Source organism: Gluconobacter japonicus (assembly GCF_015244665.1).
GTDB classification, from domain to species: domain Bacteria; phylum Pseudomonadota; class Alphaproteobacteria; order Acetobacterales; family Acetobacteraceae; genus Gluconobacter; species Gluconobacter japonicus.
This window is the reverse complement of record NZ_JABCQN010000006.1, coordinates 79,350-92,161: the sequence shown is the minus strand read 5'-3', so window position 1 is coordinate 92,161 and position 12,812 is coordinate 79,350. Positions and strand designations below refer to the sequence as shown.

Below are 12,812 nucleotides of genomic sequence, written 5' to 3'. Positions count from 1 at the left end.
GCTGATGGGCGTGACGACGGCATCTTACTTGTCGAACTTCATCTGCTGCTGTTCGCCTGTGACGCTAGGCGCTGTGCCGAAAACCGTGAAGGAAGCGGTCTTGGCAAGGAACGGAAACGCCAGAAGAATGCCGCCGCAAATGAAGCCTGCGATGATCATGCCAGGCTTTGATCCTGCATTGGGATTCCGCTGATGCTGCCACCAGCCGAAGATTGCCATAGCGAGAAAGGCGCCACCGACGATGTAGCAGAACGCGTTCAGTCCTGTGCCGAAGCCGGTCATGATCTTCTGAGTGGAATCCCGCATGATATCATCGACAGCCTGGGCGTGAGCAGCCGGGGCTAGAAGAACCGTCGAAATTGCTGAGACACCAAGAGCCGCAACCATAAGGGTGGGCTTCGGATAACGACGCGAAATATCTGTCATAATGACTCCGGAACGGGCTTTTTGGCGCCCGCACTTGGGTTGAGGTTTCGGGTCACTGCACGAGCTTCAGTTCTTTAAGGAGTGCAGGACCGAGGACGTCTGCGTTCATCACGAGGAATCCCGCTATTCCCATGACCATGTTCAGGCCGGTGGAACTGTTGTTCGTGCCTTTCGCCCGGCCCATCTGACGCACGATCGCGAAATAGACGATCAGCGCGCCATAAGCTGCGAAATAGACATGAAAGACATTGAGGATGGCTGTCAGGGCAGCCAGCGGACCACGTTGTGCCGCTGTCATCAGGGCATCTGACGAAAAGCTCATCTTGGCCGGCGTGCCGATGCCGGCATTGCCTTCGAAACCGAGGGTTCGGTTTCCCATATTGAGGAACTCGGGAAACGACAGGAAAGTCGCACCGACAAGGATCATCATCTCCGGAACCATGCCTTTGGAGAGTAATCCGTTACTGATGGATGAGCGCTGAAAGATGCCCATAACGCCGCTCAGGAGAAAGCAGCCTCCGCCGACGTAACAGAGTAACGGAAGCAGCCAGGACAGTGCGGCACCAAGATCCTGAGCGAAGTCGAAAAGCCCTTCCATCTTAGTGGATCAGGCCTTTTGGGGTGCGCACGACCCATCGCGATCCTGAGGAGGTAATCGTGATGACCGGCCCCCATCCGGGAATTACGGACCCGGCTTCGACGCGGCTTGCATTGCCCTGCTCGTCCTGAAGAATCGCAATTCCGGGCGCTCCGGCCTGTACTGTGTACTGGGGCAGATGGACGGGAGCGGCCTTCGGCGTGACGGGTTCCACGGCCGGGTGAGACTGCGCGACACTTACGGCCCGGGGGGCGACAGGTGCGGCGTTGCTGTGGTCACGAGCAAAATGGGCGGGTGCGGACTGACTCGCCTGGAGGGCACGATCTGTCTGGTCTTCGTGATGCTGAAGTTCGTCAAGACGCCCCTTGAACTCGCCAAGACCGCGGTTCAGCGTCGCCGTCAGGTTGTCCTGCATGGCGTCGACGTTTTTCTGCAAGGCCGCCACATGATCATCCAGCGCTTTCAGTTGTTTGGCCATCTCCAGTTCGAGAGCTGCGTCCGGGGACGGGGATGCGACGGAAGGCACGGGGGCCGCAGCCGGAGCGGCAGACACAGCCGACTGAGCCTGAGGCGCGGAGATCGCCTGGCTCGTCGGGACCGCTGCGGCGTTCGGCACACCCTCTGCGATAGCGGGCGGCGCAGGGATGGCTGGAGCCGATTTGGCCTCAGCCGGCTTCGTGGCGGCCGGGGGTACGACGGGGGCTGTGATACCCTCACCACTGAAAGGGTCGTCGTTCTGAGCGACAGAGGGTTCCTGGACCCGTTTCTCCGCCTCGGGCGTGCCAAGTGCTGGGGGTGCCAGCGCAAAGGCCGCTTTCTGAGCCGCAGGGGCCGCGGGAGTATTTGGTGTGCCGGTGACCAGTACGCGGGGCCTGTCATTTACAAACGGGATCGGCACGCCAAAATGTGCACCGACTGCCACAGCGCCGCCAAGCAGACCACCTGTTCCAAGCAGCGCTAAAGCGGTACCGACCAAAAGTCTGCTTCTTGGCGCGCGAGTAGCACCGGCTTCGTTGCCATTGTGTGCATTCAGAGGCTTGCGGCCGTTCTCTGCCGTATCCTCTGGCGCATCCGCCCGGTTGCCCGGCAGATCTGCCTCCGTTGGCGTCCGGCCGTTCTCGTCCTGTTTGCCGTGCCGTTCTGTGGAGCGCTTCTGGGGTCGCAGCATCTCCACAACCTCCCCTGTATCCTCACGGCGCATTGCGTTTCCTCGCATGCTGATGGTCCCTCCTGTGTCGTAATTGCAGGATGCCAGAAGCCGTTGTGAGTGCAGTTAGGGGACGTCGACGGGATCTGTGAAAATCACCCCGATCGGGTCATCCTTATGAAGCAGGACCGTTGGGTTCTGAGGCGTTTGCTTTTGCAGGATCTGGCCCATTTCCTGTCCAGCCCGTCCGGCGGCAACACCAAGCTGTTGGGGCAAGGTCAGATGCGTGAACGAACTCACGCCCAGCCCGCTGGTCACACTGTTTGTGTTTGAGTTCTGCATCGCGTTACCGAGACCCTCGACAAAAGCCGCGGCGGCCGGAAGAAAGACGCGTGTCGGGAGGTGTTCATGCACTTCGGAGGCGAGGCCGGTTTCCATGGTGTCGGGTGCTACCGCATAAGCCGAGACCGGCTGCGGATCGCTGTCACCGATCATGAGTTTATCGAACTTGATGACCAGCCGTTCGTCTTTGCGCTCGAAGGAGCCTGACAGCCTGTCGTGGGCCAGTGGTCCTGAATCAATCTCGACGAGAACCGGGGTGCCGGGATAGTCGCTGTTAATACCAAGAAGGGAATGGCCATAGACGCCTCTCCCTGCAGCAAGGAGCCTGTGGGTCGCCGGCTTCACGGTTGCCACATTCTGCTGTGCTGCACTCGCGCCTGATGGAGCCGCCTGAGGTTCCTGCGTGAAAGACGCCCTGTCCTGTCTACCACCACCTGCCGCTGTGGTTTCCGCTGGAAGTTCCATGTCCAGCGAGGCCGGCCTGCCGCTCCATGCAGCCAGTAGCTCCACTTCCTGTGCCTCGGAAAGTTCCCCTGGGCGCCGCTCCCGGCTCGCGGGCGGTTCGGAGGCTGCCTTTGTTCCTTCCGGAACGCGCGTAAACTGATTCACAGCAGGAGGCGGCGGTGTCCGAGGCGTCCCCGGGGGTGTCACGCCAGCATTTGTTGCAGAACCAGTGCCGGGCATCCGACCCAGCAGGGGGGCTTTATCATCCCCAAGCGGCCTGTCTGTCGTCAGCGCGCTTGCAAAAGATCGTCCATTGGCCTTGGCGGCGTCGGCGTCAGCCTTTTCCTTCATAACGGTTGCGCTGTCGAGCTTGTCGGAGTGATTGTTTCCTCCGGCTGGCGGCGCAAGGGTTGGGGTTTGCAGGGCCGCTGACTTCGGTTTTGGCGCTGAGCCGTGGCTCATCATGTACCACCCACCTGCAGCCACCACGAGAAGGCCTGCGGCCGCGAAGGCCGGGCGACGAGACGCCTTGAGACTGGTGGCTAGGCCGCTGGCAGATGCGGCCGGTCCTGGATGCGCCTCGCTCACGGGCCGTCCTCCGATAATGTCGCAGAGATGATCCGGGCACCTGAAGACAGGAGCACGTTCGATGTCTCGGGGATTTCAAAAATGCCAATGCCGTATTCAGTCTCATGGGCGCTTGGAGCAGGAGAAATCGGCGTGTAATCCGTGCGAAGGTACATCTTGTCGCCCAACTTCCACGCTCTGATCCGATCCGGGCTGACCCCAGAAACAACGAGGGGAACGGCATCGGCGGGTGGCGCGCCATCGAGCATGGCTTCGAGATTTCGGTCACCCGTAGCCGGCGCGTCAGGCTCGGAATTGGGTGCGTCTTTCGCGTTTGGACCGCGTGCGGCAACGCGTACGGTCAGATCCGCATCATAGGCGCCCGTGCCACTGATGATCATGAAGGAGATCGGCTTTGGCGCGCCCTTGAGATTGACCAGGACACCACCATGAGCATACCGGGAGACGGGCGTCAGCTGCAGGACGTTCGAGCCGGCCTCCGGAACGCAGGCATTGATTCCGACACTGCGCACGGCCGAGTTCTGACCCTGACCATGAGCGTCGCAGCCGCCGCTTTTATTGGTGGCGATATCCCAGGCAATCGGCCATGCCTGACCCGTTTCATCGAGAAACGTGATCGCTGCGGGATAATCCTGCGCAATCCTGATGATATTGGTCTGAGCACCCGGGGCAAGGGTGATGCGCACTGACCGCGACACAGGAGTGGCCAGGCGGTGAGGATCTTCCGCTGCGTCGAGGTTTTTCTGTCCCTGATCGACCCGGTCATAAAAGTGTTGCATCACGCTGGGAGGTGGCGGCAAGCCTTCGTAAATCGGATCGACCCGTGGCTCCCCATTGCTGTCACGCGTGGTCTGGGCGCAAACCACCGCTTCGGGAACTGCTAGCAGCAGAAGCCCGATGGCCGCTCTAACTGCGATGTGCATTCAGCCTCCGTTATCGGCGGCGCGAGGCGCATTGAGTTCTGTGATGACAAGTCCGTCAGGATGCTCGGGACTATTGGTGCGCCTGATCGTCACGTCTACCGCCAACAAATTGGTGGTCGATCCTGAGGCGTTCTCCCACTTGAGCAACATTGGAAATGACACATGCCACTCGTAGTCACCGCTTCTCGTTTTTCCTTCGGAACGTATCGATGGTGCACTTTTCGGTGTGGCGGTCAGAAAGACACGTTTGGCCTTGATGAAATCAATATTACCCGGCCCCGAGAAAGACTGGCCCCAGGCGTTCCATGCGGCAAGATCGAAATCTTTCGCAGAGGCGTCCAAGTGCTTGGCGTAAGTTACGAAATCCATCGTATAGAGATTGGTGACCTTCTTCGCGGCCCAGTTGTTCACCTCGGAGTCAGAAAAATACGGTTGATCCGTGACGATCAGCTCCCGCGGTTTTCCAAGCGAGTCATGATAAATGTATCGGACGTGCGGTGTCTTCATCACCGATACGGTGAGCGCCAGTGCCAGAATAACGTTGAGGATCAGACTGCTCGAAAAGGCAATGAGTCCACGCTTGATGACGCGTTGAAGGAACTCCGGATCAAGAAGTCTCCGGCTGATAGCAGCGGACGCATTACGCATCGAAGGGCATCTCTAGCGCGTAGTCCGACATGCACCGCGCGCGGTTTTCCAAAAGTCGTCTTCCAAGAGAGCTGTAGTGCTGAGTGCGGCGATCTTTGAAGCTTACAAAAAAAACTGTGTTTGTTATGCCACAGGTCCTTGTGATTATCTGAGCGGCAAGGGTGGCGTTTTCGGCAACAGAAAAAGGGTCTTCTGTTGGAGAAGTGCGTAACAGAGTGAAACCAGCCCGGCTCGGGAGGCCCGCTCGCTTAGCGGCCATGCAAACAGTATTATACTTCAAACCAAAGTATTCCGCGATAAAGGCTGGCGAATAGAGCCGTTTCCATAGGCCGGCCAGAAGATGCAGAGACTGGGTGTTCCAGATTGCTCTTCCCGAGGCCGTCTTAGGAAAGATGTCGAGGGATGCTGTTGGTAGGTTGTTCTGTGCCTCCGTCGTGCACAGGAAATTTTGTCGTTCTTGTGCAATGCGTTGCCGCTTCAGCGTTAACGGACGGCGCAATCCTAAGCGCTTTGCCTTGTTCGTGACCGCCTGCGGACTCCTTCCAAGACGTTCAGCAATGACCTTGACTGCCGTGTCCGTCGGATAAGATTTCGCAAGCTGCGTCGTTTCGTCCTGTGACCATAACCTTCTGGTCATTGGTCGCTTTAACGATATTTCTTTACTTGTTATTAGCTGTTTCTGTTCGGCCGTCGGATAAAATAACCTTCTTGCAGGCATGCTGACCCATGGTGGAACCAGTCCGCTATGAAACTTCATTTCTTGAATGCTTGCCTGCATGATATTCTTTACATCCGTCGAAGCGTTAATCTATCGTCAAAAAGCCTAACCGCTCGCGTCGCAAAATGTTACCGAGAAAACGGCGTTTTCAGGGAACTGTGTATTTTTGCAACAGTGCGTGGAAGACGCGGCGGAGTCCGGAAATTGGCCGCGTCCGCGTTTTAGGAATACCCCCATTCCTTTTTTGCATGGCTCGCATCAAAGGTTTTTCGCTTCCCGTTCCGGCTTTGCAACGTATCGGAGAGACGTTTTCCGGTTGCCGGCTCTTCCCTTCTGGTGGGACAGATCGGGCACGCACTCACATCTCCCTCCCTTATTGTTTCTCAGAATGGAAACCGCTTTGGAGGGTCAGGTGTCTGGCGAGACGAGAGCGCAGGAAAAGCCTAAGGACGAATGGCTGACAGCAGAGGGTGCGGGGCAGGTTCTTGGGCCTCTCGTAAAGGCTGTCTCACCGCAGAACAGTCGTCCTTCGAGAGCGCCTCAAGGTGCCACACAATGAAAGGGTGCCGAGAGAGCGCACGTTTGACAGTCGTACCGCTGATAGCCGCGTTAGGACTCACTCTGTTTACACCTGCTTTTGGGGAGGACTCTTCCTCCGGGTGCCAGACGCTCGTACAGGCTGGAGCAACCGGGCTTGCTGCAGACCTGAAGGCTGACGACGCAACAATCCATCAGCCTAAATCCGTAACGAAGTTCACCTGCCTGGGTAACTTCTTCAACGGCGTTGGCCTGGATGTTGTGGCGAGTAAATTGAATGTCGCTTCGCTCGCTGAGGCGGCGATGGGCAAGATCTGCTCCCAGCTCACATCAGAATGGGACAGCCTCCAGAGCGCGGCCCACTGCGGTCTTTCTGTGACAGGGCTGGATACGAACTTCAATCTTGGCCTGGGTGCCGGCAGCTTTTGTCCAAACCTGAGTTTTGGCGGTGGCGGCGACAGCCTGATCAATGCCGGGACCAATACGACCGGCAAACAGAGCTGGGACGTCTCCGGGCAAAGTCAGCTTCCGTCCGGCTACAGTTTTGAAGCGATTGGCTCAAGCACTGGCATTTCCCGGGTGACGCAATGAAGCGCCTTCTTGAAAGAGCCGGGCGCCTGGGTGGTGCGAGCCTTCTTGTTCTGACGCTAGCGACGGTCGCGGCCCCAAAACCGGCTTATGCCTTTTTTGATTCAGCCGCGATCGTGGGCGCGATCAGTACGCTCCAGGGCGCCATGAACAGCGTGATCACGACGGCCCAGAAAGTCCTGAACAGCACGCTCGGCCTCATTAACGGCAGTCTTGGAGACGGCTTCACCCAGCTAAGCAATTACATGAAGGCGCAGGTGGGGGCACAGGAACAGATCGCAGACGCCAACAACATGGTGCAGGCCGAGCTTGCCCGGGACGTGCGGGCGGCTCAGCAGCGCGACAACCATGCGACCAACCGGCAGGATTGTCTTAATCTTGAAGGAGGTCAGGCTGCCGTTGTTGCCGCGCGAAACGGTGCCGCCGTTGCGACGGCTCTTGATAGCGGCAAGGACAAGCGAACACAGGCCGGTAAAGGAACGCCGTCCTGGGAAGGTGCAGGGCAGGGCGCACAGGCCAATAATAACCGCCATTTCACGCTCTACTGCTCGGATGCAGAAGCGGACGCTGGTGTTTGTTCGCTCGCATCCGCTGACCAGCAGAATGCAGATCAGGACGCCACCAGCCTGTTAACGCCTCCGGCTTATCAGGATCAGGCCTCGATCGACCGGGCCAATGATTATGTTACGACACTGATCCAGCCGGTTGCGCCTGCTGCGCTGCGCGGAAGCGCCCTGACCTCTGTGGATGGGCAGTCCGCCCTTCCGGGTCGCCGTGCCTATAATGCTGCCATTTCGCTCGCCCATCACGTCGGAGACGACATTATCGGGTGGCACGCGAACACCGTGACCCTGAGTGCTGCCCAAAAGGCAGAGGCAGTCCGTGAGGGTTACACCAACACTTCAGTCGGCTCTGAAAGCGAAGCCACTGAACTGGAAATCAACCGGAAATACAGTGGCACTGACTGGCAGGCCGATCTGCAGGCGATGCCCTCCGAAAAATCGGTCCTTGTCCAGATCGCGCTGCTGGACGCGCAGCGTAACTGGATTGCCTGGCAGCAGTTCAAACTGGACCAGACCCGGGCGCTGATGGAGGCCAACAGGCTCGCGACCTCCGCTGAGCAAAGGCTTCGGGCGGTTTCGCCTCTGCCAGTTCCCACCACAACACTCCCCTGAACATCTCGAATAGGAATGACCATGTCGGGTACTCTCACTCAGCAAGGGCCGTTAGGCTACGTCCTGCACGCCCTTGATGCTCAGCAGTCGACCATCCCAGAAGCAGAGCGCGGGCTTGCACAAGATGTCTCTGACCTGACCGCGCGGCTGCGCGAAAACCCGGGGCTGGAAAGCGATCCAAAGTTCACGGTTCAGGTGGCCTGGCTTGTCCAGGACTGGAAGGCTCTGAGCGGAACCGGCGTAGAGCCGCAGATCCCGCCCATTCTTGCGGCTGGCCTGAAGGCCCATGACACAGATCTGCCGGGGCTGGAGAACGAAGAAATCAAAGCCCTGCTGGCGCAGGCTGGCTCGCTTGAAGATCGAGATCTCGTCCGTGATCTCCGTAAAACAGCGCTGGAGATGTCCGAAATGTCTCCGGAAGAACAGGCTTCCGTTGCGGCTGCACGGCTGGCTGCCGTCCTGGACTATCGCATCACCATGGCACTGTCCGGCACTCCTGCCCGCGCGCAACAGAGCGAACCAGAGTTGTCACCTCGACCAGATGTACAGCCGCCCGAACCAGCGGGGACATTGACGCCGGAGCCCGCGCCTGAGGGGGCAGTCTCTCCTGAAGTGCAGCCACCATCTTCCGCTGAAATACCTCAGCCGACTGTGACGGAGCCTGAGCCTGCACCTGAGCGTCCTGGTGCCCAAAGCGAGAGCGAGTCACAAGAGCCTCAGCAAGCGCCCCAGAGGCAGCGCGAGATCCTGGAGCCTGGCCTTCCTCCGAATGACCCGTTTGAGGACGAAGGATATCTACAGTCTCTTGAGGAAGAGGCCGGTCCTTTTCGGGAAAATGATGAATTCGAGGGCGACCGTTCCCCTTCTGGGCCGCAGGGAGAAATGGAAGCGCCACGGTCACAAGGTGCTGCAGAAGAAGATCGTACGGTACATCGTGACGATCAGAGTAAGGCCGATCAGGCGGAAAAAGAAGAGCCTCAGGAGACCAAGAAGCCAGCCCCAAGCGCTAATGCAAGCAATAGGACGTCCCAACCCGATGCGGATCAGGCAGCCGTGGAACACAAGCCGAAGGCAGAGAGTAAGCTAAATCAGCCTGACGAAAAAGTTGCGGCAACCGCTGCCACGGCGGCCAATCGACGCGGCTTGGCCGACTTTATGAGTGATCTGGTGGGTAAGAGTGACGACCGCCAGATCCAGAACCGAACGCGAAAGGTCAAGGAAGCGGCCCGTGAAGTTGAGGAGGATCTCGGGGCTCTCAAGCGTATCGGCCGAGAGTTTTTTGAAGCCTTTGCCAAAGCCGCGTCAGAGCCTGGACAATCAGAAAGTTCTGTCATTGCGGGCATGACCGACGATGGGAGTCATAAGGCGCTTCGCGCACAGCTCACTGCGTCTCTGGAGAAGACGCCCGGCTTCGCAGAGTCCTGGGAAAAGCTTCGCAAGTCGTCTCAGCGATTGGGCAAAGAGGTCGAAGTTTTAGGCGATGAAGCGTCAAAGCGCGACGCTTTGAGTGACCCCACGGTGCAGAGCACAGAAGAAACCGCCGCAAGTGTCGCAAAGAAGCTGGAATCTCTTCCGGGCCAGGAACCGGGCAAGGACTTCCTGAAGGAAGTTGGCGCGGCTCTGCAGCGTCTGGTGGACCGTTTCCATGATTTTTTTACCAAAGATCGAAAACAGGGTCAGGAGCAAAGTCACGATAACAGCCCGAGCCCTGAGGTCTAAAAACAATGCACCAGTTCATGCGGCTCCTTCGAGTGTCCCGGTGCTTCCGGGCGGCTACCATGACAGTCGTTGCCCTCGTGGTAAATATGGGATCCGCCCATGCCGGAACCACGGCAGACAGCGTGAGCTGGAGCAACCTGAGTGCGGGCGATGACTGGTCCGCCCGCGTGCTCGACAGTCTCTTCCCGATGTCAGGCGGTACAGAGACAGCCACAGGCACAATGCTGCAGTATATTTCTGCTTATGCGATGCTGATTGCAGCGTTCTGGATCAGCTATGCCTCCATCCTGCAGGTTCATAAGACAGCAGAGAGCGGGAAGATTTTCTCTGCAAGTTTCTCGGGGTGGGTGCCGCTGCGCGTTGTTGTAGCACTCGGCCTGATGGTGCCGATCCCTGCAAATGGAGGCTTCTCGGTCGGGCAGGCGCTCGTTGTGCAGGGTGCTAAGACAGCGATCGGAATGGCCCGTAACCTCACGGATGTTGTGGCCAAATCCATCGGCCCGGATGCTTTGCCGCTTGCAGAACCGATCATCCCGGGGACCCGACAGGTCGTTATGGCGGTGATGGAAAGCGAACTGTGCCGCGCGCTGGTCAACAAAGCTTCGAACAATCCTGACCTCATGCCCGAGCCCAAGATTTCCAATCCCGGGAACGGTTCGCCCGTGACCGTCGATTACAGCCTCGCGGTCGGCGAAGCGACAGCTGCGGCAACCTGCGGCAGTATCTCGGTGACAATCCCGCAACAGGTCGAGCAGCAGATGCTCGGGTCAAACCTCGATCTGACAGATGTCGGCACCAGGCAGGTCCAAGCGCTGCAGGATCTGATCAGCGCGGTGCGCACGCCCATGTCCTCTCTCGCGGATACGATCTGGCAGACCCGGGATGTGACCGCCCTTCGCTCCATGGATGGTGTTCTGACCGCACAGAATACAGCCTATTCAAGCGCGCTGAGTGAAGCGGCTACTGCCATGATCAGTAAGATCCGTGCGCAGTATTCCTCAGATGGTAACGGCTCGAATGATGCCGGTTATGTGGCTATGAAAAATCTCGGCTGGAGCGGGCTGGGGGCTTACTACCTTGAGATCTCGCGCCTCAATGCAGAGGTGCTGTCGATGTCCTCTATCGTCCCCTCGGTCACGCTGCCCAGCTGGCAGGGACTAGGGTCATTCCTCTCCAAAGACCTTGCAGGTCCCATCACGGCAATCGAACAGTATCAGGCCGCCGAAGAGCAGAAGCTCGCAACGTCAGATAGTGCCAGTGCGCCGAACGGGGCGACGAGGCTCTTCAGTAATGCGGCTTTGCCCAGCTCCGGGCAATCCGCTCTCGACCGTGTTCTTCAGGCGCTTGGCATCACGAACGGGGTCATGACGCTGATCGTCAATCATCTCCTGTCGCCAACATCCGGGAGCGACTGGACCGACCCTCTCGGGGCAATGATCGGGCTTGGCCATCTTCTGATTCACACGGCACTGGCCATTATTGGTGGCGCGGCGGTACTCAGTAGCAAGACCGGGACAGGGCTCGCGACAGCGGCCAACCTTGTCACCGGGGATGTCCCGGCTGCCATCGCATCTGCGGGCAGCTTCGCACTAAGCGGTCTGATCAAAGCCCTGCTCACGCCCGTCTTTGCGGCGGCTTTCTTTCTGCTTGCGCCCGGTATTACGCTTGCTTACGTCCTCCCGATGACCCCGTTTGCGTATTGGATGGCAGGCGTCGCGGGATGGTACATCGTCGTGGTCGAAGCCGTGGTAGGCGTGCCGTTGTGGATGCTGGCGCATCTGGTGTTTCAGGGAGAGGGCCTTCATGGCCGCGGAAACCGTGGCTACGAAGTGCTGTTCACAATTCTCTTTCGCCCGGTGATGATGATTGCGGGTCTTGTGCTCAGTTACACGATTTTTGCCTCGATCTCCTGGCTGGTCATGAAGGCTTTTTCGATCGCAACAGGCTTTGTTTTCGAGCGTGGTTGGCTTCTGGACAATTTCATTGGTCTGATTGTCCTGCTCTGCATGTTCGTCACAATGGAGATGAGCATCGCCGTCATGTGCTTCAGGCTGATTTCAACCCTGCCCCACCACATCCCTGCGATGGCGGGCATGACGAGTATCGGTCGTGTGGACAGCGATGACTTTAATGACAAGTCAACCGGCCGGGGGATCGCTGCTCCCACAGATAAAGTAGCAAATATTGCCCAACAGACGGTGTCGGATGTGAGTGCAATCGGAAATGCCCAGAATACCGTCGACAAGGGCGCGGCAGAGCCAGTAGACTCTACCACCAGAGCTCTCATGCAGATCTCTGGCCGCGCCGAGGATTGAGGAAAACGGATAATGGCAGACATTCTGGAGTTTGGTCAGCTCTGCCGCATCACGCGGGCTACCGAAAGAATGGCGAAGGTTGCCGGTCAGTCTGTTCCCCTGGCCGCCTATAATCAGGTTGTGGATCTTCACAACGATCTTGTCAGGCGGTATGATGCACTAGCCGAAGAACTCAGGGTAGCTAATCGTGGCCTTGATGAAATGGAACAGAACCGTAACGAGTGGCGGACTTGGGGACGCGAAACTCGCGACTTGTGGCGAGGTCGCGCCGAGAAGGCCGAAGCGCGTGTTGCCGTACTCGAAGCCAAACTAAAAGCAAAGGGTAACGGCTCTTGAGCGTTGTCACTCTGAAGCAGAGTCTCGCTGGCCTGGCTTTATTGTGCAGCCTGTCAGCCTGCGCTCACGGCAACATCCGTTCGCTCTCGTCTTACAATGTGCCACCACCACCCAAGGTGAAGCAGCCGCTTTACGATCCTTATGCGCCCTATGGCTCTGCGCCCGTGACCTGGCGTCCTGCGCTGGCCACCCGCGCCGGCACCATTGTCAAACCCAATGATCCGGTCGATCAGGGTGATCGCCCTGATTATGAAAAGGCCGCCTGGTCGATTGACCGCAAAGCCGCCCAGGCCGGGACGTTCTGAGAC

Annotated in this window: 14 protein-coding genes; 7 read left to right on the top strand and 7 right to left on the bottom strand. The window is 58.5% G+C overall.

Going from position 1 to position 12,812, the window contains the following annotated elements; all coding sequences use genetic code 11:
- Positions 1–24: 24 nt before the first annotated feature.
- The 7 genes from HKD32_RS12025 to HKD32_RS11995 are packed head-to-tail and all read right to left on the bottom strand — an operon-like array spanning position 25 to position 5,894.
- Positions 25–426, bottom strand: a complete 402-nt coding sequence (locus tag HKD32_RS12025; RefSeq protein WP_194258078.1) for a hypothetical protein — start codon at positions 424–426, stop codon at positions 25–27.
- A gap of 52 nt (positions 427–478) precedes the next feature.
- Positions 479–1,024, bottom strand: a complete 546-nt coding sequence (locus tag HKD32_RS12020; protein ID WP_228119004.1) for a hypothetical protein — start codon at positions 1,022–1,024, stop codon at positions 479–481.
- 1 nt (position 1,025) lies between these two features.
- Positions 1,026–2,240: a hypothetical protein gene (locus HKD32_RS12015; protein WP_228119003.1), complete on the bottom strand. Its 1,215-nt coding sequence runs from the start codon at positions 2,238–2,240 to the stop codon at positions 1,026–1,028.
- A 57-nt stretch (positions 2,241–2,297) separates the two neighbouring features.
- Positions 2,298–3,545: a DotG/IcmE/VirB10 family protein gene (locus HKD32_RS15270; protein ID WP_228119002.1), complete on the bottom strand. Its 1,248-nt coding sequence runs from the start codon at positions 3,543–3,545 to the stop codon at positions 2,298–2,300.
- On the bottom strand, positions 3,542–4,468 hold the full coding sequence (locus HKD32_RS12005) for a DotH/IcmK family type IV secretion protein (RefSeq protein WP_194258077.1): 927 nt from the start codon (positions 4,466–4,468) through the stop codon (positions 3,542–3,544). The genes HKD32_RS15270 and HKD32_RS12005 overlap by 4 nt, the downstream gene beginning before the upstream one ends.
- Positions 4,469–5,116, bottom strand: coding sequence for a DotI/IcmL family type IV secretion protein (locus HKD32_RS12000; RefSeq protein WP_194258076.1), 648 nt, complete (start codon positions 5,114–5,116; stop codon positions 4,469–4,471). It abuts the gene before it with no gap.
- Complete coding sequence (locus tag HKD32_RS11995; RefSeq protein ID WP_194258075.1) at positions 5,109–5,894, bottom strand: hypothetical protein; 786 nt, start codon at positions 5,892–5,894, stop codon at positions 5,109–5,111. The genes HKD32_RS12000 and HKD32_RS11995 overlap by 8 nt, the downstream gene beginning before the upstream one ends.
- A 352-nt stretch (positions 5,895–6,246) precedes the next feature.
- On the opposite strand from HKD32_RS11995, the gene HKD32_RS15265 reads away from it, so the two are divergent.
- The 7 genes from HKD32_RS15265 to HKD32_RS11965 are packed head-to-tail and all read left to right on the top strand — an operon-like array spanning position 6,247 to position 12,809.
- Positions 6,247–6,393, top strand: coding sequence for a hypothetical protein (locus HKD32_RS15265; protein ID WP_228119001.1), 147 nt, complete (start codon positions 6,247–6,249; stop codon positions 6,391–6,393).
- Between the two features lie 23 nt (positions 6,394–6,416).
- Positions 6,417–6,962 carry a hypothetical protein gene (locus HKD32_RS11990; RefSeq protein WP_197460353.1) on the top strand — a complete coding sequence of 182 codons (546 nt, stop codon included), beginning with the start codon at positions 6,417–6,419 and terminating at the stop codon, positions 6,960–6,962.
- The gene (locus tag HKD32_RS11985) at positions 6,959–8,134 is read left to right on the top strand and encodes a hypothetical protein (protein ID WP_194258073.1); all 1,176 of its coding nucleotides are present in this window, start codon (positions 6,959–6,961) and stop codon (positions 8,132–8,134) included. Before HKD32_RS11990 ends, HKD32_RS11985 begins: the two co-directional genes overlap by 4 nt.
- A gap of 21 nt (positions 8,135–8,155) precedes the next feature.
- Positions 8,156–9,853 carry a hypothetical protein gene (locus HKD32_RS11980; protein WP_194258072.1) on the top strand — a complete coding sequence of 566 codons (1,698 nt, stop codon included), beginning with the start codon at positions 8,156–8,158 and terminating at the stop codon, positions 9,851–9,853.
- Positions 9,854–9,912: 59 nt separating this feature from the next.
- Complete coding sequence (locus HKD32_RS11975; protein ID WP_228119000.1) at positions 9,913–12,168, top strand: DotA/TraY family protein; 2,256 nt, start codon at positions 9,913–9,915, stop codon at positions 12,166–12,168.
- 12 nt (positions 12,169–12,180) lie between these two features.
- Positions 12,181–12,504 (top strand): hypothetical protein, encoded by a 324-nt coding sequence (locus tag HKD32_RS11970; RefSeq protein ID WP_194258070.1) that lies wholly within the window; start codon positions 12,181–12,183, stop codon positions 12,502–12,504.
- A complete protein-coding gene (locus HKD32_RS11965; RefSeq protein WP_194258069.1) occupies positions 12,501–12,809 on the top strand; it encodes a hypothetical protein in 309 nt (102 codons plus the stop codon). Before HKD32_RS11970 ends, HKD32_RS11965 begins: the two co-directional genes overlap by 4 nt.
- The last annotated feature ends 3 nt before the right edge of the window (positions 12,810–12,812 follow it).

Bases quoted from the DNA above. Each gene is read 5' to 3' on its own strand.
- HKD32_RS12025 (WP_194258078.1), bottom strand. From the start codon at position 426: ATGACAGATATTTCGCGTCGTTATCCGAAGCCCACCCTTATGGTTGCG.
- HKD32_RS12020 (WP_228119004.1), bottom strand. From the start codon at position 1,024: ATGGAAGGGCTTTTCGACTTCGCTCAGGATCTTGGTGCCGCACTGTCC.
- HKD32_RS12015 (WP_228119003.1), bottom strand. From the start codon at position 2,240: ATGCGAGGAAACGCAATGCGCCGTGAGGATACAGGGGAGGTTGTGGAG.
- HKD32_RS12005 (WP_194258077.1), bottom strand. From the start codon at position 4,468: ATGCACATCGCAGTTAGAGCGGCCATCGGGCTTCTGCTGCTAGCAGTT.
- HKD32_RS12000 (WP_194258076.1), bottom strand. From the start codon at position 5,116: ATGCGTAATGCGTCCGCTGCTATCAGCCGGAGACTTCTTGATCCGGAG.
- HKD32_RS11995 (WP_194258075.1), bottom strand. From the start codon at position 5,894: ATGCAGGCAAGCATTCAAGAAATGAAGTTTCATAGCGGACTGGTTCCA.
- HKD32_RS11985 (WP_194258073.1), top strand. From the start codon at position 6,959: ATGAAGCGCCTTCTTGAAAGAGCCGGGCGCCTGGGTGGTGCGAGCCTT.
- HKD32_RS11980 (WP_194258072.1), top strand. From the start codon at position 8,156: ATGTCGGGTACTCTCACTCAGCAAGGGCCGTTAGGCTACGTCCTGCAC.
- HKD32_RS11975 (WP_228119000.1), top strand. From the start codon at position 9,913: ATGACAGTCGTTGCCCTCGTGGTAAATATGGGATCCGCCCATGCCGGA.
- HKD32_RS11970 (WP_194258070.1), top strand. From the start codon at position 12,181: ATGGCAGACATTCTGGAGTTTGGTCAGCTCTGCCGCATCACGCGGGCT.